This window comes from Arthrobacter sp. BF1 (genome assembly GCF_056680215.1).
In genome coordinates, this window is record NZ_CM155271.1 from 2,218,980 (window position 1) to 2,238,404 (window position 19,425).

16 protein-coding genes are annotated in these 19,425 nt (G+C 65.8%); 4 read left to right on the forward strand and 12 right to left on the reverse strand.

The genetic code is table 11. The features are described 5' to 3' along the window. Positions 1-36: 36 nt before the first annotated feature. The 6 genes from AC1MCD_RS10400 to AC1MCD_RS10425 form a co-directional block, all read right to left on the reverse strand. Complete coding sequence (locus AC1MCD_RS10400) at positions 37-927, reverse strand: ComEA family DNA-binding protein (protein ID WP_498671691.1); 891 nt, start codon at positions 925-927, stop codon at positions 37-39. 49 nt (positions 928-976) lie between these two features. Further along, on the reverse strand, positions 977-1,978 hold the full coding sequence (locus AC1MCD_RS10405) for a DegV family protein (RefSeq protein WP_498671693.1): 1,002 nt from the start codon (positions 1,976-1,978) through the stop codon (positions 977-979). Positions 1,979-2,034: 56 nt separating this feature from the next. Then, the gene (gene leuS / locus AC1MCD_RS10410) at positions 2,035-4,566 is read right to left on the reverse strand and encodes a leucine--tRNA ligase (RefSeq protein WP_498671695.1); all 2,532 of its coding nucleotides are present in this window, start codon (positions 4,564-4,566) and stop codon (positions 2,035-2,037) included. Positions 4,567-5,033: 467 nt separating this feature from the next. Beyond that, complete coding sequence (gene glpK / locus AC1MCD_RS10415) at positions 5,034-6,548, reverse strand: glycerol kinase GlpK (RefSeq protein WP_498671697.1); 1,515 nt, start codon at positions 6,546-6,548, stop codon at positions 5,034-5,036. 42 nt (positions 6,549-6,590) lie between these two features. Continuing rightward, the gene (locus AC1MCD_RS10420) at positions 6,591-7,340 is read right to left on the reverse strand and encodes an MIP/aquaporin family protein (RefSeq protein WP_498671699.1); all 750 of its coding nucleotides are present in this window, start codon (positions 7,338-7,340) and stop codon (positions 6,591-6,593) included. A 90-nt stretch (positions 7,341-7,430) separates the two neighbouring features. Further along, positions 7,431-9,200: a glycerol-3-phosphate dehydrogenase/oxidase gene (locus AC1MCD_RS10425; RefSeq protein WP_498678283.1), complete on the reverse strand. Its 1,770-nt coding sequence runs from the start codon at positions 9,198-9,200 to the stop codon at positions 7,431-7,433. Between the two features lie 180 nt (positions 9,201-9,380). On the opposite strand from AC1MCD_RS10425, the gene AC1MCD_RS10430 reads away from it, so the two are divergent. From AC1MCD_RS10430 to AC1MCD_RS10445, 4 genes are read left to right on the forward strand one after another with little or no spacing between them, the layout of a single operon-like run. Beyond that, complete coding sequence (locus tag AC1MCD_RS10430) at positions 9,381-10,355, forward strand: sugar-binding transcriptional regulator (RefSeq protein ID WP_498671701.1); 975 nt, start codon at positions 9,381-9,383, stop codon at positions 10,353-10,355. A 10-nt stretch (positions 10,356-10,365) separates the two neighbouring features. Then, on the forward strand, positions 10,366-11,235 hold the full coding sequence (locus tag AC1MCD_RS10435) for an aldo/keto reductase (RefSeq protein ID WP_498671703.1): 870 nt from the start codon (positions 10,366-10,368) through the stop codon (positions 11,233-11,235). A 10-nt stretch (positions 11,236-11,245) separates the two neighbouring features. After that, entirely contained in the window at positions 11,246-12,175 is a 930-nt protein-coding gene (locus AC1MCD_RS10440) for an alpha/beta fold hydrolase (protein ID WP_498671705.1), read from the forward strand. After that, positions 12,172-13,263, forward strand: a complete 1,092-nt coding sequence (locus AC1MCD_RS10445; protein ID WP_498671707.1) for a glycosyltransferase family 4 protein — start codon at positions 12,172-12,174, stop codon at positions 13,261-13,263. Before AC1MCD_RS10440 ends, AC1MCD_RS10445 begins: the two co-directional genes overlap by 4 nt. A 25-nt stretch (positions 13,264-13,288) precedes the next feature. Here the strand turns inward: AC1MCD_RS10445 and AC1MCD_RS10450 are convergent, their stop codons facing one another. From AC1MCD_RS10450 to mihF, 6 genes are all read right to left on the reverse strand, one after another. Then, positions 13,289-15,454: a primosomal protein N' gene (locus AC1MCD_RS10450; protein ID WP_498671708.1), complete on the reverse strand. Its 2,166-nt coding sequence runs from the start codon at positions 15,452-15,454 to the stop codon at positions 13,289-13,291. Positions 15,455-15,542: 88 nt separating this feature from the next. Further along, complete coding sequence (gene metK / locus AC1MCD_RS10455) at positions 15,543-16,778, reverse strand: methionine adenosyltransferase (protein WP_190988315.1); 1,236 nt, start codon at positions 16,776-16,778, stop codon at positions 15,543-15,545. A gap of 79 nt (positions 16,779-16,857) precedes the next feature. Next, on the reverse strand, positions 16,858-18,105 hold the full coding sequence (gene coaBC, locus AC1MCD_RS10460; protein ID WP_498671710.1) for a bifunctional phosphopantothenoylcysteine decarboxylase/phosphopantothenate--cysteine ligase CoaBC: 1,248 nt from the start codon (positions 18,103-18,105) through the stop codon (positions 16,858-16,860). 31 nt (positions 18,106-18,136) lie between these two features. Further along, positions 18,137-18,397 (reverse strand): DNA-directed RNA polymerase subunit omega, encoded by a 261-nt coding sequence (gene rpoZ, locus AC1MCD_RS10465; RefSeq protein ID WP_090581074.1) that lies wholly within the window; start codon positions 18,395-18,397, stop codon positions 18,137-18,139. 36 nt (positions 18,398-18,433) lie between these two features. Continuing rightward, the gene (gene gmk / locus AC1MCD_RS10470; RefSeq protein WP_498671712.1) at positions 18,434-19,009 is read right to left on the reverse strand and encodes a guanylate kinase; all 576 of its coding nucleotides are present in this window, start codon (positions 19,007-19,009) and stop codon (positions 18,434-18,436) included. A 45-nt stretch (positions 19,010-19,054) separates the two neighbouring features. Continuing rightward, on the reverse strand, positions 19,055-19,372 hold the full coding sequence (mihF, locus tag AC1MCD_RS10475) for an integration host factor, actinobacterial type (RefSeq protein WP_498671714.1): 318 nt from the start codon (positions 19,370-19,372) through the stop codon (positions 19,055-19,057). Positions 19,373-19,425: the final 53 nt, after the last annotated feature.

Sequence of the window (19,425 nt, forward strand, 5' to 3'; positions counted from 1 at the left end):
TCGACAAAGCGGCTCCACCGGCTCTCCGGCGCCATCTCAGACACCCACCAGCGGCAGCAGTGTTTCGAGCATCTTGGGTCCCACTCCATCGACGGCGTCGAGTTCCTCGACGGACTTGAACGGACCGTGTTCCTTTCGCCAGTCCACGATCCGTTGCGCCAGCACAGGGCCCACCTTCGGCAAGGCGTCCAGTTCTTCGACGCTGGCCGTATTGAGGTTGACCTTCCCTGCAGCCGCCGCGGGACCAGTACCGGTACCAGCTCCGGGATCCTGGCCTGCTGCGGCGCTCCCCGGAAGTTCTGCGGGGATGCTTTCCCCGGGTAGTGGCACGTACAGTTTCTGCCCGTCAGCCAGCATGGCGGCAAGGTTGAGCCGGTTGAGGTCTGCCGAGGGTGTGGCGCCGCCTGCCTCGGCGATAGCCTGATGCACCCGGCTGCCTGCCGGCAGGCGGACAACTCCGGGAACGGCCACTGCCCCGGCCACGTGGATGATGACCGTACCGGTCTGAGGACTCTCCGCGGGGACTCCCGCCGGATCTGCACGGTCTGTTCCCTGCCCCGCGGTCCCGGCATCACCAGCAGGTCCACTCTCTTGGGGAGAAACATCGCTGAGGGCGACCACTTCCGGTTGCCCGGCAGCAACCTGAACCCAGAACCAAGCACCGCCCAGCACCGCGAGGGCAGCAATGAGCAGGGCTACAGGAAGTCCCACCCGCCACCTGAGGGCCGGACCCGCCGCGCCCGCGCCGGGCGCGTCCTGGACAACCGATTCAGGAAGGGCGTCCGCACTACTGAGGGGGCCGCCGTCGTACTCGAAAACCTTTCCGTCACCGTCGGTCAGGAGCCCCCTGCCGTCTCCCAGCGTGGACTGCAGCCGCTCCCGGGCATGCCGCGCCGACTGGCGTGCTCCAGCGTCCCGGCGTGACATGCACCCAACGCTAGGGATTCAACGGCGCAGGTGACAGCCCGGGCCTGTCCTATGTGGAAAGCAGTTCCGGCTCTACGGGAGGCGGGGCACTTTCCCCTACGATGACCGCCAGCACACCAAGGCCGGCGTGGGCGGCCAGGACTGCGGGCAGTGAACTGATCTGGGCCGGCGGACAGCCCGGCAATAAGGCGCCCAGCCTGGCAGCCAGCCCCTCCGCCTCCGCCGGGTTCCCAAAGTGGTGGACCGCCAGCCGGGCCAGGCCGTTCGGACGTGACGCGGCGTCCTCAGCGGCAATCTCCTCGAGCCGGGCTATGGCTTTGGCTGCTGACCGCACCTTTTCCAGCGGAACGATCTTCCCGCCGTCGACCGCCAGGATGGGTTTAATAGCGAACATCGTCCCCAGCAGCGAGGCGGCCGCGCCGATCCGTCCGCCGCGGCGCAGCTGCTCCAGGCTGGGAACGTAGAAGTAGACCTTGGTCCGTGCCAGCCGGTCTGTCGCTGCGTCGCTGACCGCGGCTGCTTCCAGGCCGGCGGCCGCAGCGGCCACGGCGCTCTGGACGCCCATCCCCAACGCCATGCCCACCGTGCCGGAGTCCACAACCTCTACCGGGATATTCACGCGCCCCGCCGCAAGCCGGGCAGCGTCCGCCGTGCCGGAGAGGCCCCCGGAGATGTGGATACTGACAACCGCCTCGTATCCGCCGCGCTCAGCAGCGTGGAAGGCCTGTTCAAACTGGCCGGGTGAAGGCCGGGACGTCTTGACGGACTTGCCGCTGGCGAGGGCCAGCGCAATCGTTTCGGTGATGTCGTCTTCGCCTTCGCCGTAGATCTCCTCGCCCACCATCACGGGCATCGGGATCACGGTCAGCAGCCCGTCGGAGGCGCAGGCCCCCACCCACTCTGCCGGCAGCGCGGACGCGGAATCGGTCACCACGGCGGTACGTGCCACGACGGCGGACGCGTCCGTGGGCATGCCCGCGCGCGCCGCAGGGCGGAGGGCAGCGAGTCGTTCCCGGAGCCAAAGCCATGCGGCGGCGTCACGGTCGGGCAAGGGGCCTCCTGGTTTAAGGCCGGCCGCCGGGAGAACCCGGCGGCCGGTGTTCCCGGCTAGGCCGGGACGATGTTCACCAGTTTAGGCGCCCGCACGATCACCGTGCGGATGCCGCGGCCGTCCATGGCACGCTGGACGTTTTCGCTGGCCAGGGCCAGCTCGCGCAGTTCATCCTCGCTGATGTCCGGGGAAACTTCGAGCCTGTCGCGCACCTTGCCCTGCACCTGCACCACGGCGGTGACGGTCTCCTGGACCAGCAGCGCTTCGTCGTGGGCGGGCCAGCCGGCGTTCGCCACCGAGGCCGGGTGGCCCAGGACGTTCCACATGTCCTCCGCGGTGTAGGGCGCAAAGAGGCTCAGGATGACCGCAACGGCTTCCGTTGCCTCGCGGACGGCGGGATCAGCCCCGCCGGCGCCGGCCGCTGAATCTATAGTTTTGCGGGTCGCGTTGACCAGCTCCATCAGCTTGGCCACCACCACGTTGAACTTGTTGTTATCCAGCAGCGCGGCGGCGTCGGCGATGGTGCGGTGCGTCACGGACCGCAGTGCCCGGTCACCGGACGCTGTATCAGCACCTGGCTCGCTGCTGACGTCCTGTGCCAGACGCCAGGCGCGGGCGAGGAACTTAGCGGATCCCGACGGCGAAACGTCCGCCCAGTCCACGTCATCCTCGGGCGGGGAGGCAAAGATCATGGTCAGCCGGACAGCGTCCACTCCGTACTTATCGAGCTGCTCGCCGAGGTCCACGCCATTGCCCAGCGACTTGCTCATCGCCTTGCCCCCGTTGAGGACCTGGCCCTGGTTCAGCAGCGCGCTGAACGGCTCGTCAGCGTCGAGCATGCCGAGGTCGTGGATGACCTTGGTAAAGAATCGCGCGTACAGCAGGTGCAGGATGGCGTGCTCCACGCCGCCCACGTACTGGCCTACCGGCATCCATTCGTTGATCTTCGCAGGGTCGAAGGGACCCTCGGTGTACTGCGGGGAAACGAAGCGCAGGAAGTACCAGGACGAATCCACGAACGTGTCCATGGTGTCGGTATCGCGCTTGGCCGGTCCGTGGCAGTTGGGGCACTCCACGTTGACCCAGGCCTCGGCGGCGGCCAGCGGCGAGGTGCCCTTCGGGGACAGGTCCTCACCGCGGAGGTCTGCCGGCAGGGTGACGGGCAGCTGTTCATCCGGGACGGGAACTTCACCGCAGGCCGGGCAGTGGATGATGGGGATGGGAGTGCCCCAGAACCGCTGGCGGCTCAGGAGCCAGTCACGGAGACGGAAGTTGACGAACTTCTCGCCGGTGCCCTGCTTTTCCAGAATCTCGATGGCAGCCGGGATGGCCTCTGCCTTGGGCAGGCCGTCCAGGACACCCGAGTTGATCAGGGTCCCCTCCCCCGCGGTGGCCTTGCCGGAGACGGCGGGATCGTCCTCGCCGGTGTCCAGGACTGCGCGGACGGGCAGGTCGAAGGTCCTGGCGAAGTCCAGGTCGCGCTGGTCGTGCGCCGGGACGGCCATGATGGCGCCGGTGCCGTAATCGGCCAGGACGTAGTCCGCGGCCCAGACCGGCAGCTTTTCGCCGTTCAGGGGGTTGACCGCGTACCGGCCGGTGAAGACACCGGTCTTTTCGCGCTCGGTGGACTGGCGTTCGATTTCGCTCAGGGCCTTGACCTGCTCGCGGTACGCGTCCAGGGCGGCGGCGTGCTCGTCAGTAACGAGTTCGACGGCGATCGGCGCGTCAGCCGCGACCACAAAGAATGTTGCGCCGTAGAGGGTGTCCGGGCGGGTGGTGAAGACGGTGACGTCCTTGGCGGCCTTGCCGGCGTCGGCCTCGATGACGAAGTTGACGTGCGCACCTTCGGAACGCCCGATCCAGTTCTTTTGCATGGCCAGGACGCGCTCGGGCCAGTGGCCGCGCAGCTCGTCCATGTCCTCGAGCAGCCGGTCAGCGTACTCGGTGATCTTGAAGTACCACTGGTTCAAGGACTTCTTGGTGACCGGGGTGCCGCAGCGTTCACAGGCACCGTTGACCACCTGTTCGTTGGCCAGCACCGTCTGGTCCTTCGGGCACCAGTTGACCGGCGAATCCTTGCGGTAGGCCAGGCCGCGCTCATAGAAGCGCTTGAACAGCCACTGGGTCCAGCGGTAGTACTCAGGGTCTGAGGTGTGAACGCGCCGGGACCAGTCCGCGGAGATGGCGTAACGCTTGAAAGACGCCGCCTGGGTTTCGATGTTGGCGTACGTCCACTCGCTGGGGTGGGCGTTGCGCTTGATGGCGGCATTTTCCGCCGGCAGGCCGAAGGAGTCCCAGCCGATCGGGTGCAGGACGTCGAAGCCCTGCTGCCGGAGGTAGCGTGCCACAACGTCGCCCATGGCGAATGCCTCGGCGTGGCCCATGTGGAGGTCGCCCGAGGGGTAGGGGAACATGTCAAGCACATAGCGGCGCTCGCGGGAGCCGTCATCGACGGGGGTGAAGACCTTTAGGTCTTCCCACACCTGCGGCCACCTGGCCTCCATCGCCGCGAAGCTGTAGGCACCCTCTTCGGGTGTTTCCGCCGCTACTGCTGGTGTTCCGGTCTCTGTCTCCGGCTGAACGCTCACTGCTGCCCTCTTCTGTTCTGTTGCGGCATCTGTGTTGCCACAACGGTCTGATCTCCTCTGCTGCCGGCCCGGCGATCTTGCCCGGACACACAAAAGCCCCTCTCCAAGGAGGGGCGGCCGCTCGGCTGTCCGGTTGTTTCCGGATACCGGGCGGCTAGCTAAGCAGAAGGATCGCACGCATAGGACTACTTTAGCGCACCCCTCCCCTCGCCCAAACGTAAGTCGCCCCGAGCGGCTGAAGTAGCAGCGACGGCGCTCTGTTCCTGGATGAAGGGTGACTACAGCGAAAGCAAGGAAGGCGGCCCCTCGCCCGGGTGTGGTGGGCACCCGTGGGGGGCCCACAGCTACGAGGGCCCCAACACGAGCTTGCGAGTGTTGGGAGTAGCTGGGGACGGGCGGGGCAGGGGCCGCCTTCCTTGCGTGGTGAGACGGGGGCCCGTCGCAACCACGAACTGCTGTCTGGCTGGCTACTTCACGTCCTCGTCGACCCAGTCCATGGACTTGGTCACGGCCTTCTTCCACAGCCGCATCTGGCGGTCCTGCTCGGCCTGCTCCATCTGCGGTTCCCAGCGCTTGTCTTCGGCCCAGTTGGCCGACAACTCGCCGAGGTCCTTCCAGAATCCGACGGCGAGGCCGGCGGCGTAGGCCGCACCCAGGGCAGTGGTTTCAACCACCTTGGGCCGGATGACCGGAACGCCCAGGATGTCCGCCTGGAACTGCATCAGGGCATCGTTGGCCACCATGCCGCCGTCGACCTTCAACTCAGTGAGCGGGACGCCGGAGTCGGCGTTGACGGCGTCCAGGACTTCGCGGGTCTGGAACGCCGTGGATTCGAGCGCGGCGCGGGCGATGTGGCTCTTGTTGACGAACCGGGTGAGGCCCACGATTGCGCCGCGGGCGTCGGAGCGCCAGTAGGGGGCGAACAGGCCCGAGAATGCCGGCACGATGTACACGCCGCCGTTGTCCTTGACTGAGGCTGCCAGGGTCTCGACTTCCGGGGCGCTGCTGATCATGCCCAGGTTGTCGCGCAGCCACTGGATCAGGGATCCGGTAACGGCGATGGAGCCTTCCAGGGCATAGTGGGTCGGTGCATCTCCGAGCTTGTACCCCACGGTGGTCAGCAGACCGTTCTTCGAGTGGACAATCTCTTCGCCCGTGTTGAAGATCAGGAAGCAGCCGGTGCCGTAGGTGTTCTTCGCTTCACCGGTTTGGAACGCCGCCTGGCCGAAGGTGGCTGCCTGCTGGTCACCGAGGATGCCCGCTACGGGCACTTCGCGGAGCAACTGGGAGGTATGGACCGTGCCGTAAACCTCAGAGGAGGACTTGATCGTGGGCATCATGCTCAGGGGGACCCCGAAGATGCCCAGGATTTCCTCATCCCAGGTCAGGGTGTCGAGGTCCATGAACAGGGTGCGGGAGGCATTGGTGACGTCCGTGACATGGACCCCGCCGTCCACGCCGCCGGTCAGGTTCCACAGGACCCACGAGTCCGTGTTGCCGAAGACCAGGTCGCCCGCCTCTGCCTTGGCCCGGGCGCCATCAACGTTGTCCAGGATCCACTTGATCTTGGTGCCGGAAAAATAGGTGGCCAGCGGAAGGCCCACCTTCTGCTTGAACCGTTCCGGGCCGCCATCCTTGGCCAGCTCATCAACGATGTTCTGCGTGCGGGTGTCCTGCCAGACAATGGCGTTGTAGACGGCTTCTCCGGTGGTCTTGTCCCACACCACGGCGGTTTCACGCTGGTTGGTAATTCCGACGGCGGCAATATCGTGACGCGTCAGGTTCGCCTTTGAGAGCGCAGAACCGATGACCTCGCGGGTGTTGTTCCAGATTTCGGCGGGGTTGTGCTCCACCCAGCCGGCCTGCGGGAAGATCTGTTCGTGCTCCATCTGGCCGGACGAAACGATGTTGCCGCTGTGGTCGAAGATGATGGCGCGGGAGCTGGTGGTGCCCTGGTCGATGGCGATTACGTACTGGTTCATGTTGACGTCCTTGTCTGTATGCAGGGTTTGCTGGCTGATCGGTCAGGATGCTGCGGTGATGATGATGGGGACAACTTTGGCGAGGATTCCACCCAGGGCTCCGCCTACCAGCGGCCCCACTACCGGAATCCACGAGTAGGCCCAGTCGCTGCTTCCTTTGCCCTTGATGGGCAGCAGGGCGTGCGCAATACGCGGGCCGAGGTCGCGGGCAGGGTTGATGGCGTAGCCGGTGGGACCGCCCAGGGAAACGCCGATGCCTACAACCAGGAGGGCAACAGCCAACGGGCCCAGCCCGGAGGGGGTTCCGCCCAGGGTGAGGATCACGAAGACCAGGACGAAGGTGCCGACGATCTCCGTGATCAGGTTCCACGGGTTGGAGCGGATGGCAGGGCCGGTGGAGAAAACGCCGAGCTTGGAGGCCTGCGCCGGCTCCTCATCGAAGTGCTGCTTGTAAGCGAGCCAGCAGACAACTGCGCCGAGGAAGGCGCCCAGCAGTTCGGCGCCGAAGTAGGTCAGCGTGGACGCCACGTCCACCTTGACGCCCGGGGCATATTCAGCCTTGCCGTTCACCAGCAGGCCCAGGGTCACGGCGGGATTGAGGTGGGCACCTGACTTGGCGGCAACAAAGACACCGCAGAAGACGGCGATGCCCCACCCCCACGTGACCATCAGGAACCCGCCGCTGTTGCCTTTCGTGCCCTTCAGGGCCACGTTGGCCACGACACCGCAACCCAGCAGGGTGAGCATCGCGGTTCCGAAGACTTCGGAAAGAAAAACTATTCCAAGAGACATCATTGACTCCTTATTTTCTGTTTTCGGTCCCTCGCGGGTTGAAGGACCGTTGAGCCGGAGTGCGTTGACGCTCCGGCTGCAGCCGGCCGGCTAGGCGACCAGACTGTGGACCTGTACGCGGTGCAACCGCCCCAATACCTCCTCCGCGTGGTGGATCTCTCGGGCCTGTGCTGCAGCATCCCAGCCCAGCGGACCGGCGATCACTTCGGACACCTCATTGAGCAGCTCGCCGGTCACCAGCCCCCGGAAGGCGAGGGAGGTCCGGCGGATGAGTACATCGGTAAGGTGACCGATCTGCTCATGGCGGGCCATGAATTCAAGCTCGCGCACGCTGAGTTCGCGGGTGGAGCGCAACAGCTGGTCGGGACCGCCGTCGAGGAAGCTGATGACCTCCTCAGCCCGGGTGCCGTAGCGGGTGAGCAGGAGGGCCGTCCGGTCGGCACCACGATTCGCGGACACGTGGGCCTTGATCCAGGCCTGGACACCGGCCTCGTCAGCAGGGAAACCGGCGCCCCCGCCGATGGCGAGCTTGGCCGTCGATACCTGCCGCTCCAGGCCCAGTTCGGCGAGCACATCGTTGGCCAGATGCTCGGCCAGCGCCCGGAACGTTGTCCACTTGCCGCCTACCAGGCTGAAGACGACGGCGCCCATGCCGGCTGCCTGCCGTTCAATCCGGTAGTCCCGGGAGACGAATCCCGGCTGGGTTGCGTCGTGGCGGGGCAACGGACGTACGCCGGAGAACGTGTAGACGATCTGCCCGCGGTCAACGGGGATGTCTGGGAAGACGTGCCCGATCAACTCGAGGAAGTAGTCGATCTCCCCGTCCGTGCACACCGCGTCCTGGCTCATGTCGGCGTCAACATCGGTTGTTCCCACCAGAACCCTGTCCCCCATGGGGTAAATCAGGACGATCCGGCCGTCGGTGTGTTCAAAGAAGATTTCCCGTCCCTGGCAGGCCTCGAGCAGGTGCGGGTGGTCAAGCACGATGTGCGATCCCTTGGTGCCGCCCATAAAGCGGGAAGCTGCGCCCATCGCCTCGTTGGTCAGGTCCACCCAGGCGCCGGTGGTGTTCACAATGACATCGGCGGTGAAGTCGAAGAGCTCGCCCGTCAATTCGTCGCGCAGCTGAACAGTGCTGCCAGTAGGTGCGTTTCCGGCTGCGCTGTCATTTCCGGCTGAAACCCCGCGGCCCATCGACTGGAGCGAAACATAGTTACTGGCGCGGGCCGTGCTGCGGGACTGCCCTGCGTTTACCAGCCCGGCCTTTTCACCATCCTGCAGTACGTCCAGGGTCAGACGCTCGGGGTTGTGCACCGAGGCGTCAAAATAGGTGGCCGCGTACTTGATGCCGGGGTGCAGGCGGGGAAGTTCCGCCAGCGCCCGCTTGCGGCCCCGGAACTGGTGCCGCGGCACGGTGCCGCCGTCGCGGGAGAAGGAGTCGTACATGCTCAGGCCCAGTTTGATCAGGAATGCACCGCGTTCCTTGGGTTTGCCCTGCTGTTTGTGGGTCAGGAACCTCAGAGGGGCTGACAGCACGCCGGAAAAGGTGCTGAATATGGGAATCGTGGTCTGGAGCGGCTTGACGTAGTGGGGGGCGATTCGCAGGAGGCGGTTGCGCTCCACCACGGACTCCCGGACCAGGCGGAACTCGCCGTTTTCGAGGTAGCGGATGCCGCCGTGGATCATGTGTGAGGATGCGCCGCTGGCACCCTGGCAATAGTCGCCGCGTTCCACCAGGGCAACATCCACCCCCTGGAGGGCAAGATCCCGGAACGTGCCTACCCCGTTGATTCCGCCGCCGATGATCAGCACTTTGGCCTGCGGTCGGTCCCGCAGTGCCTGGGCCGCGGCGCGGGGCACCGACGACGTTGCAGGCGTGGTGCCGGGATGGCCAGATGAGTCCTTGAGTCCCAAAAAATGCTCCTTGGGTTTAGTCCTTGGGGCCTACCATCGCAGGTCAGCCGCCCTTCTTCAACTATTCTTTGAAGTAATGGAAAATCTAGTCAAGCTCTATGCACAAACGTGCAGAATGGATTGCCGATGATGCCCTCCCGCCACTCAGACGCGCTGCGGGCTGCACAGATGTATTACCTCCAGGACCTGACCATGGACGCGATCGCCCGCGAGCTCCGGACGTCCCGGTCCACGGTGTCGCGGCTTCTTTCTGCAGCCAGGGATACGGGCCTCGTCCAAATCCAGATCCGCAATCCGCTGGACACCGGCCCGGAGCTTGAAAGCATGATCAGGCGGGAGTACAACGTGGACGTTCACGTTGTCCCGGTACTCGAGTCACTCAACGAGGCTGAAACCCTTGACCGCGTGGCTCTGCAGGCGGCGCGCACCATCGGGCCCCTGGTGGATTCCAACGCAATCCTCGGCGTCGCATGGGGCTCGACGCTCAGCGCCGTCAGCAGGCACCTGACCCGCAAGATCACTCACGACACCGTGGTGGTCCAACTCAATGGCGCCGGAAATATGCACACCACCGGCATCACGTACGCGAGCGACATCATGCGCCGCTTTGGCAGCGCGTACGGCGCCCGCGTGGAGCAGTTCCCTGTGCCCGCGTTCTTTGACCATGCGGCCACCAAGGCTGCCATGTGGAATGAGCGCAGCGTGCAGCGAATCCTGGATCTGCAGGCCCGGATGAGCATCGCCATTTTCGGGGTCGGATCGGTCGAAGCCGATTACCCGAGCCATGTCTATGCAGGCGGCTACCTGGACGAAAACGACCTCAGGATGCTTGCCCATTCCGATGTGGTGGGTGACGTCGCCACGGTCTTCTTCCGCCGGGACGGTTCGTCGGATGGCATCGTTTTGAACGAGCGTTCCACGGGTCCGGCGCTCTCGCAGCTGCGGCAGGTCCGCCGCCGGATCTGTGTGGTGTCAGGGGCGTCCAAGATCAACGGTCTGCGTGGTGCCCTCACCGCAGGCCTCGCCACGGACCTGATTCTCGATGAAGCCACCGCGCGCCGGCTGGTGGGCTTCGAAGGCGTGGCCCCGGCGAATGGGTAAAGTCAGTCGTATGAAACCTTCTCCCCGGCTTAGTCTCAACAACGGTGTGCTGATCGATCAGCTGGGGTTTGGGCTCTACAAGGTTCCGGTGGCGGACGCGTCATCACTGGTGGCCATGGCTTTGGGCACTGGCTACCGCCACTTCGACACCGCCGCGATGTACGGCAACGAGGCCGGAGTGGCGCGGGCCCTTGGCGCGGCCGTTGATTCCGACGGCGGGAGCGGCGGTTCCGGCGAATCCTCGCCGGGGCTCCGGCGCGAGGACGTCTTTGTCACCACGAAGGTCTGGAACGACGAACAGGGGTACGACAGGACGCTGCGGGCGTTTGATACGTCCATGGTCAACCTCGGCCTGGACTACGTGGACATGTACCTTATCCATTGGCCCTGTGCGCGGCGCGGTCTTTTTGCAGATACGTACCGCGCCCTCGAAACGCTTTACCGCGAAGGGAAAGTGCGCGCCATCGGTGTCTGTAACTTCCAGCCAGCCCACCTGGACCGCCTCCTCGAAACCGCGGAGGTGGTGCCGGCGGTGAACCAGATTGAATTGCACCCCTGGCTGCAGCAGTCCGAACTGAGGGAGAAGCACGAGGGCCTGGGCATCCTGACGGAAGCCTGGAGCCCGCTGGGCCGCGGGCAGGTTTTGGCTGATCCCGTGGTTCTCGCCCTGGCGGCTGAGCATGGCCGGACAGCCGCCCAGATCATCCTGCGGTGGCACGTCCAGCTGGGTAACATTGCCATCCCCAAGGCAAGCTCGGAGGCCCGCATCCGGGAAAACCTGGACGTCTTCGGCTTTAGCCTGTCGGACCGCGACATGGCGGCCCTTGCGGAGCTTGAACGCGGCCAGCGCACCGGCTCCCACCCTGACAACGTCAACTAGGACCCGAATCATGAAAACCGCCGCCCACCAGTCATCCGCCGCGCCGTCCTACTTCAGCGCCGGGCTGGCAGCCCGCACGCAGGCCGCAGAAATCGAACTCGACGGCAGCGCCGTGTCGTACTGGACGTACGAACCCGTCCAGGCCACCGCCGAAACCCGCACCATCCTGGTCATCCATGGGTTCCGGGGCGATCACCACGGCCTGCTCCGTGTAGCCGACCAGCTGCCGGAAATGCGGATCATCATGCCTGACCTCCCTGGCTTCGGCAGCTCCGCCGCGTTCGTGGCCGGAGAGCATTCGGTGGAACAGTACGGCGCCTTCATCGGCTCCTTCATGGCTGCGCTGGGCCTGGGCCTGGACACCGTGCTGCTGGGACACTCCTTCGGCTCGATCATCGCGTCCCATTTCGTGGCCGCGCATCCGGGGAAAGTCACGCCGCTGATCCTCATCAATCCCATCGCCGCGCCCGCCCTGGAAGGCCCTAAGGGCATCATGACCAGGCTGGCCGTCCTCTATTACCGGCTGTCCGCGCGTCTCCCCCGCCCACTGGGCCTCGCACTGCTGCGCAACCCGGTGATCGTTCGGGTCATGAGCGAGGCCATGGCCAAGACCCGTAACCGGGACCTGCGCCGTTTCATCCACGGCCAGCACCACGCCTACTTCAGTGCATTCGCCGACCGGGAAAGCCTCCTGCAGTCATTCACTGCGTCCGTCAGCGCCCATGTGGCGGAGGTGGCCGGGAAGCTGACACTGCCGGTGCTGCTCGTGGCTGGCGAAAAAGACGAAATCGCTACGTTGCCGGACCAGCACCGCCTCGCCGCCCTTCTGCCGGACGGGGAACTCAAAGTGATTCCCGGCGTCGGCCACCTCATCCACTACGAGACGCCCGTACCGGCCGCCGGTTTCATCCGCGACTTCCTTAAGGACCACCCCGCGTGAAGATTGTCATCGATGCACGGTTCACCAGGAACGACCACCACGACGGCATCAGCCGCTATGGCGCGAGCCTGATCGCAGCGACCGCGAAGATCGCCGACGTCTCGATGCTGATCAGCGATACGCGGCAGCTTGCCCTGCTCCCGGATGTTCCCTACACGCTGATCAACAGCCCGCTCTCCCCGGCGGAGCTGTTTGTGGCCCGCAGGGTCAACCCGCTGGGCGCGGACGTGGTGGTCTGCCCGATGCAGACCATGGGCAGCTGGGGACGCAACTACGGCCTGGTCCTGACCCTGCACGACCTTATCTATTACGAGCACCCCGCGCCGCCGGGATTCCTGCCGCCGCCGGTGCGCATCCTGTGGCGCATGTACCACAAGGCCTTCTGGCCGCAAAGGCTCCTTTTGGACCGTGCGGACATCGTGGCCACCATCAGCAGGACCACTGAGGCGCTAATGGCCAAGTACCGGCTGACCAGCCGGCCCGTGCGGATCATCAGCAACGCACCACAGCCGGCCCAGGAACCGCGGGATCCTGCTGCGGGGTCTGACCATACGCTGGTCTACATGGGTTCGTTTATGCCTTACAAAAACGTGGAGACCCTGGTTGCCGGGATGTCCGGGCTGCCCGACTTCACGCTGCATCTGCTAAGCAGGATCACACCCGAACGGCGTGCCGAGCTGGAGATCATGGTCCCCACCGGGGCCAAGGTGGTGTTCCACAATGGCGTCACCGACGACGAATACGCTGACCTGCTCAAACGCGCCACCGCTCTGGTAAGCCTCTCCCGTGCCGAAGGGTACGGGCTGCCGCTGGTTGAAGCCATGTCCCTGGGCACGCCGGTTGTTGCCAGCGACATTCCGATTTTCCGGGAAGTGGGCGGCCACGCCGCCTCGTATGTTGACGCCGACTCCGCCGCCGAATTCGCTGCGGCCGTGCAGACACTGCGGGACGACGCTCACTGGCAGGACGTTTCGCGCCGCTCCGTGGCCCGGGCGGCGGAATTCAGCTGGGACGAGTCCGCCCGGGAGCTGGTGGACGTAGCCCACGACATTGTGGCCGCCCGCTCCGGACAGAAGCACCGCCAGTAGGCGGCAAAGAGTAGACGGCACCCGCCTACAGGACATCCACGCCGTCGAGCCTTACCTGAACCGGTTCCTCGCTCCGCTTGGCGGCAGCGGCGGCCTTCGTTGCGCGCAACACCCTTGCCACGGCGCCGGCCTGTCCGTAGGGGAAGAACAACAGGGTCCGGACATCCTCCCCGGCGCGTTGGGCGGCCGCACGGCCGGTAAGCACCACCGGGGCCGGACCTGCGGTCCGCAGCTTTAAGCCGGACCTCGCCAACTCAGCCTCCACCGCCGCGGTGAAATGAACGACGGCGGCCCGGGGGCCTGTCACCGACGCAATCCGAACGGCAGGGGGTAGCTGCAGTTCCATGCGGAGCTCCAGCTCCCGCCGGGCGTAACCCGCCGGATCCCATCGCAGCAAGGCACCAACGGCGACGCTCTCCGTCGCAGTGATGACCACCAGGCCGCCGTCGGATGCGGGACGCACCAGCGCCGCGGCATTGAACCACCGGCGTACCGTGTCCTCCCCGGCCCGAAGGTTTTCCCGGCGCAGCAGCGAGTCGCCGTCGAGCAGCAGCGCAGCGGCGTAGCCGCCTTCGGCGACCGGTTCGGCGCCAATGGTGGCCACCACCAGGGCATGCGCGCCACCCACTTCAGTCTTGACATGGTCGCCGGAGGACGTGATGACGGCCTTGCCGGGAAACGCCCGGCCCAGTTCCTCCGCGGTCCGCAGGACTCCCGTGGCACCCTTCCGAAGCTTCCGCCCCGAGCAGTGGACACACTGCCAGTCGGGGGCAGGCGTCGAGCACCAGCGGCATTGCGGGATAGCCGAACTGCCGCTAGCTCCCGCCAGGGCCAGCGGCCCTTGACACGACTGGCAGCGCGACGGCTCGCGGCACGTCTCGCACACCAGCGACGGAGCATAGCCGGCCCTGGCCACCTGAACCAGCACCGGCCCGCGCTCCAGCCCGTCCTTGGCAGCCCGCCACGCAGCACCCGGAAGCCGCGCCACCAGCGCGAGCGGGTCACGTTCCTGTTCAAAGCTGTCGGCCGTATTCAGGACGCGGGGAACTGTCCGCCGGACAAACGCCCGCTCCGCCTCGACCGGCATGGCCCAGCCCGCCTCCACCAGCCGCTGCAGTTCCGTACTCCTGGCGTGGCCAGCCATGAGGCAGGCCGTGCCGTCCTGGTCAGCACGCAGCAGCAGCACCTCACGGGCATGGGCGTAGGGGGCGCGCTGTTCGATGTGGAGGTCGTTGCCATCGTCCCAGCAGGCCACAAGGCCCAGGTCCTGAACGGGCGCGAAGGCAGCAGACCGAGTACCAATGGCCACGCGCGCGGATCCGGAGAGGAGGCGCAGGAAATTTCGGTAGCGGGGCGTGGGTCCATCATCTGCCGTCAGCCGGGCGATGTCATCTGGCGGCAGCAGCTTCAGCAGTGCCTGTTCCAACTGGTTGAGGTCGCGGTAATCGGGCAACACCACTAAGGCGCCGCGGCCGGAGGCGCGGACAGCGGCCACCGCCTCAGCAATCAAGTGCGGCCACGCAGCGGGACCATAGCCCTGGAGGGGGCTAAAGACCGCCCGCGGGGATCCACCCACCTGCAGGTGGCGGACAAAGGCGGCCCCGTTGCGGTAACCCGCCCAGCCGCTCCCCCCTACGGAACCAGCCACGACCCCGGAGTCACCCGACGTTGCCTGGTTGCCCGTCCCGGCTGTTGCCGGGCTGGGCGGCGGTCCGGCGGCTTCCGGCACGGCAGCGGCAAGGAACTCCTTCTCCAGCCGCGCCATGCGCGGCGGAACCGCCACCCGCAGCACGTCACTGACAGTGCCCGCGTACCTGGCGGCGACGGCGGATACGAGGTCCCGCACGGCGGGTGAGAGGACGGCGACCGGGGAGACCACCTTATGCAGGGGCACCAAGGTGTGGCCGGCGTCGGACTCTGCGGTGCGTTCAATAATGAACCCGCTCAGTTCCTGGCCGTTGAAGCGCACTTTGACCCGGACACCTGCCTGCGCCGCCTCAGCCAGTTCTGCCGGCACACTGTAGTCAAAAGGCCGGTCCAGGTGCGGCAGGGATGACTCGACCAGAACCCGGGCTACCGGGAGATGGGCTGCCAGCGGGGGCCCGGCCTGAGGTGCGCGGGCCGGAAAACCTTGGAGCAGAGACGGCTGTACGGCACCAGGCCCGGAGTGGGCCGTATCAGGCATTACCATGGCGGCCACCCCCTTTCACAAACCAGCCAATCACCTGGCCCCGACATTTTCAGCCGGGTCAAGTGATTGGCTGGGCGTTGACGGCCGGCTACGCGTTGAAGAAGGCCTTCAGGTCATCCACGCGGTCCAGCCGCTCCCAGGTGAAATCGGGATCGTCGCGGCCGAAGTGGCCGTGTGCTGCTGTCTTGGCGTAGATGGGACGTTTGAGGTCCAGAGCGTCGATGATGGCGCGCGGGCGGAGGTCGAAGATCTCGGCGATGGCGGCGCTGATCCGGGCCGGGTCCACAGTTTCCGTGCCGAAGGTTTCCACGTAGGTGCCCACGGGACGGGCCTGACCGATGGCGTAGGCGATCTGGATCTCGGCGCGCTTGGCGAGGCCTGCAGCCACCACGTTCTTTGCAACCCACCGCATGGCGTAGGCCGCGGAGCGGTCCACCTTGGACGGGTCCTTGCCTGAGAAGGCACCACCGCCGTGCCGGGCCATGCCGCCGTAGGTGTCCACAATGATCTTGCGGCCGGTCAGGCCGGCGTCGCCCACGGGTCCGCCAATGACGAACTCGCCGGCAGGGTTGAGGATGTTTGCGGCACGGGAGATGTCCAGGTTGGCGGCCGCCAGCACCGGGGCAATGACGAAGGACGCGAGGTCGGCGCGGAGCCGGTCCAGGCTGGTGCCCTCAGCGTGCTGGCTGGAAATGACCACGGTCTCCACGGAGACCGGCACGTCTTTGTCGTAGCCCACAGTGACCTGGGTCTTGCCGTCGGGACGGAGGTAGGACAGTTCGCCCGACTTGCGCACTTCGGTAAGGCGCTCGGAGAGGCGGTGCGCCAGCCAGATCGGCGTCGGCATGTATGACGGGGTTTCGTCGCTCGCGTAGCCGAACATCAGGCCCTGGTCGCCGGCGCCCTGGAGGTCGTAATCGTCTTCCTGGCGGCCTTCGCGGGCTTCCAGCGAGTTGAAGACGCCGCCGGCAATGTCGTTGGACTGCTGCCCGATGGACACTGACACGCCGCAACGGGCGCCGTCGAAACCGTTGGCCGAGGAGTCGTAGCCGATCCCCAGGATGGTCTCGCGGACGATCTGCGGGATTTCGACGTAGGCGTCGGTGGTGACCTCACCGGCAACGTGGACCAGGCCAGTGGTGGCCATGGTCTCGACGGCGACGCGTGACTCCGGATCTACGGCGAGCAGCGCGTCCAGGATGGCGTCACTGATCTGGTCGCAGATTTTGTCCGGGTGGCCTTCAGTGACGGACTCGGACGTAAAGAGCCGGAGTGCGGAGGGCGTGGCCCCGTGGGTGTGGGGAATGTGCAGCGGTAAAGTCACTCAACTACCTTACTGGTTGGGAATCGGACGTCCGGCCGCGTGTGTCCCCGTGCTAAGGAAACGTTGTTCGGCTGTTCGGTCAGGCGCGGGGTGAAACGTGGTTCAGCTCCTGGCCGACCCGCGTGATCACGGCGGCCGAAACCTCAGTCTTGGAGCCGGCCGCCAGTTGTGGTTCGGCGCCGGAGCGGGCGAGGATGACTACCGAGTTGGTGTCCTGCCCAAAGACCTTGTCCGTTCCCACGTGGTTGACCACCAGCAGGTCGCAGCCCTTGCGCTTGAGCTTCGCCTCGGCGTAGGCCAGCACGTCTCCTTGGCCGTCGCCTGTTTCGGCCGCAAAGCCGACAATCAGCTGATTGTGGCGGGAGGCCTGGTTTTCAGGAGCGTTCCGGGCCTCCACCAATTCGAGCAGGATGTCCGGGTTGCGGATCAGGGTGATGACCGGGTCAGCCGTGTCATCACGCTTTTTGATCTTGGTGCCGGAGACCTCCGCGGGGCGGAAGTCAGCCACCGCGGCTGCCATGATGACGACGTCGGAATCGGCTGCCGCCGCCAGGGCAGCTTCCCGAAGTTGCAGCGCAGTTTCGACGGTCACCACGTCGACGCCGGCCGGGGCCGGGACGTCCATGTGGGCGGCAATGAGCCGCACGGTGGCGCCGGCGTTGCGTGCCGCAACGGCCAGTGCGACGCCCTGCTTCCCGGAGGACCGGTTGCCGAGGAACCGGACGGGATCCAGGGGTTCCCTGGTACCGCCGGCGCTGATGGTCACCGTCCGGCCGGCCAGCGGAAGCTGGTAATCGGACTGGCCCTGCGCGAGGGCCATGGCGGCGTCGAAGATCGCTTCCGGCTCCGGCAGGCGCCCCGGACCGGAGTCGGTGCCGGTGAGCCGGCCACTGGCCGGTTCGAGCACGGCAACACCCCTGCTGCGCAGCGTCTCAACGTTGGCGCGGGTGGCTGCGTGCTGCCACATCTCCGTATGCATGGCAGGGGCGAAGAGAACGGGCCCCCGGGCCATCAGCAGCGTGTTGGTGAGGAGGTCTCCGGCCTGTCCCGTGGCCGCCCGGGCCAGCAGGTCGGCCGTCGCCGGTGCCACCACGATCAGGTCCGCCTCATGGCCCAGCCTGACGTGGTTGACCTGGTGGACGTCGTCGAAGACGCTGTTGCTGACCGGGTTGCCGGATAGGGCCTCCCACGTGGCCACACCCACAAAGCGGGTGGCCGCCTCGGTGGGAATGACCGTGACGTTGTGCCCGGCTTCAGTAAAAAGCCGGAGGAGCGATGCGACCTTGTAGGCCGCAATCCCTCCCCCGACTCCGAGGACTATGCGCACGTGACCTCCGTCAACAGGCAGTCTTTGAAACTTACTCTGCAGCTTCGATCGGCGTGGAAACGAGTTTGCCTTCGTTGATTTCGCGCAGGGCGATGGACAGCGACTTCTCGTTCAGCTTGGTGTCGACCAGGGGGCCGACGTACTCGAACAGGCCCTCGTGCAGCTGGGCGTAGTATGCGTTGATCTGACGTGCACGCTTGGCACCGAAGATCACCAGGCCGTACTTGGAATCAGCGGCCTTCAGCAGCTCGTCGATCGGCGGGTTGATGATGCCTTCAAGGTTCGTGGACACGAATTCTCCAAATTCTAACGGGCTAACTGGTACCAGTTACTGGTGCGGGTGCGGGGTCAGCCCCATGAGTGAAACAAGCTCGTCCGCTGCCCGGCGAATGTCATCATTAATGACGGTATGGTCAAACTCCGGTTCAGCGGCAAGTTCCAGTTTAGCGGTTTCCAGGCGTCGCTGCTGCTCCTCGGCGCTTTCCGTGCCGCGGCCCACCAGCCGGCGCACCATTTCGTCCCAGGTGGGCGGCGCCAGGAAGACGAACTGGGCGTCCGGAACGGCTTCCTTGACCTGGCGGGCACCCTGCAGATCAATCTCCAGCAGCACGGACCTTCCGTCCGCGATGGCCTGGTTGACGGTGCTCTTGAGGGTGCCGTAAGTGTTCTGGCCGTGGACAACAGCCCACTCCAGGAGCTCGCCGGCGGCCACGAGGGATTCGAACTCGTCCTTGGACTTGAAAAAGTAGTGGACGCCGTCCTGCTCACCGGGGCGCGGAGCGCGCGTGGTGGCCGAAACGGAAAGCCAGACTTCGGGGTAGTTGTCCCGGATGTAGGTGGACACGGTGCCTTTGCCAACAGCCGTCGGACCTGCGAGGACTGTCAGTCCCGGTTTCTTGCTCACGTATTCCTTTGCGGCGGTGTATGGATAGACGAAGAGTGGTTCGCCCTATTTCTCGTCTATAAAATCTACCAGCGCCTGGCGCTGGTGGATGCCGAGGCCGCGGACCCGCCGGGAAGCCGCGATTCCCAGCTGTTCCATGATGGCCGCTGCCCTGACTTTGCCGATGCCGGGCAGCGCCTCCAGCAGCTCAGCGACCCGCATCCGCGCCAGGGCATCGTCCTCGGCCGCGGAGCTGATAATGTCCGCGGCCGACGTCTCGCCGTTCTTGAGCCGTTCCTTCACCGCGGCCCGGGCTGCCCTGGCGGCGGCAGCTTTCTGCAGGGCATCAGCGCGTTCTGACGCGGATAAGGGTCGCAGGCTCATGGAGGACACCCCCGGAAATTTTCAGATGCATCCATGGCGGCCGCCATTGGACT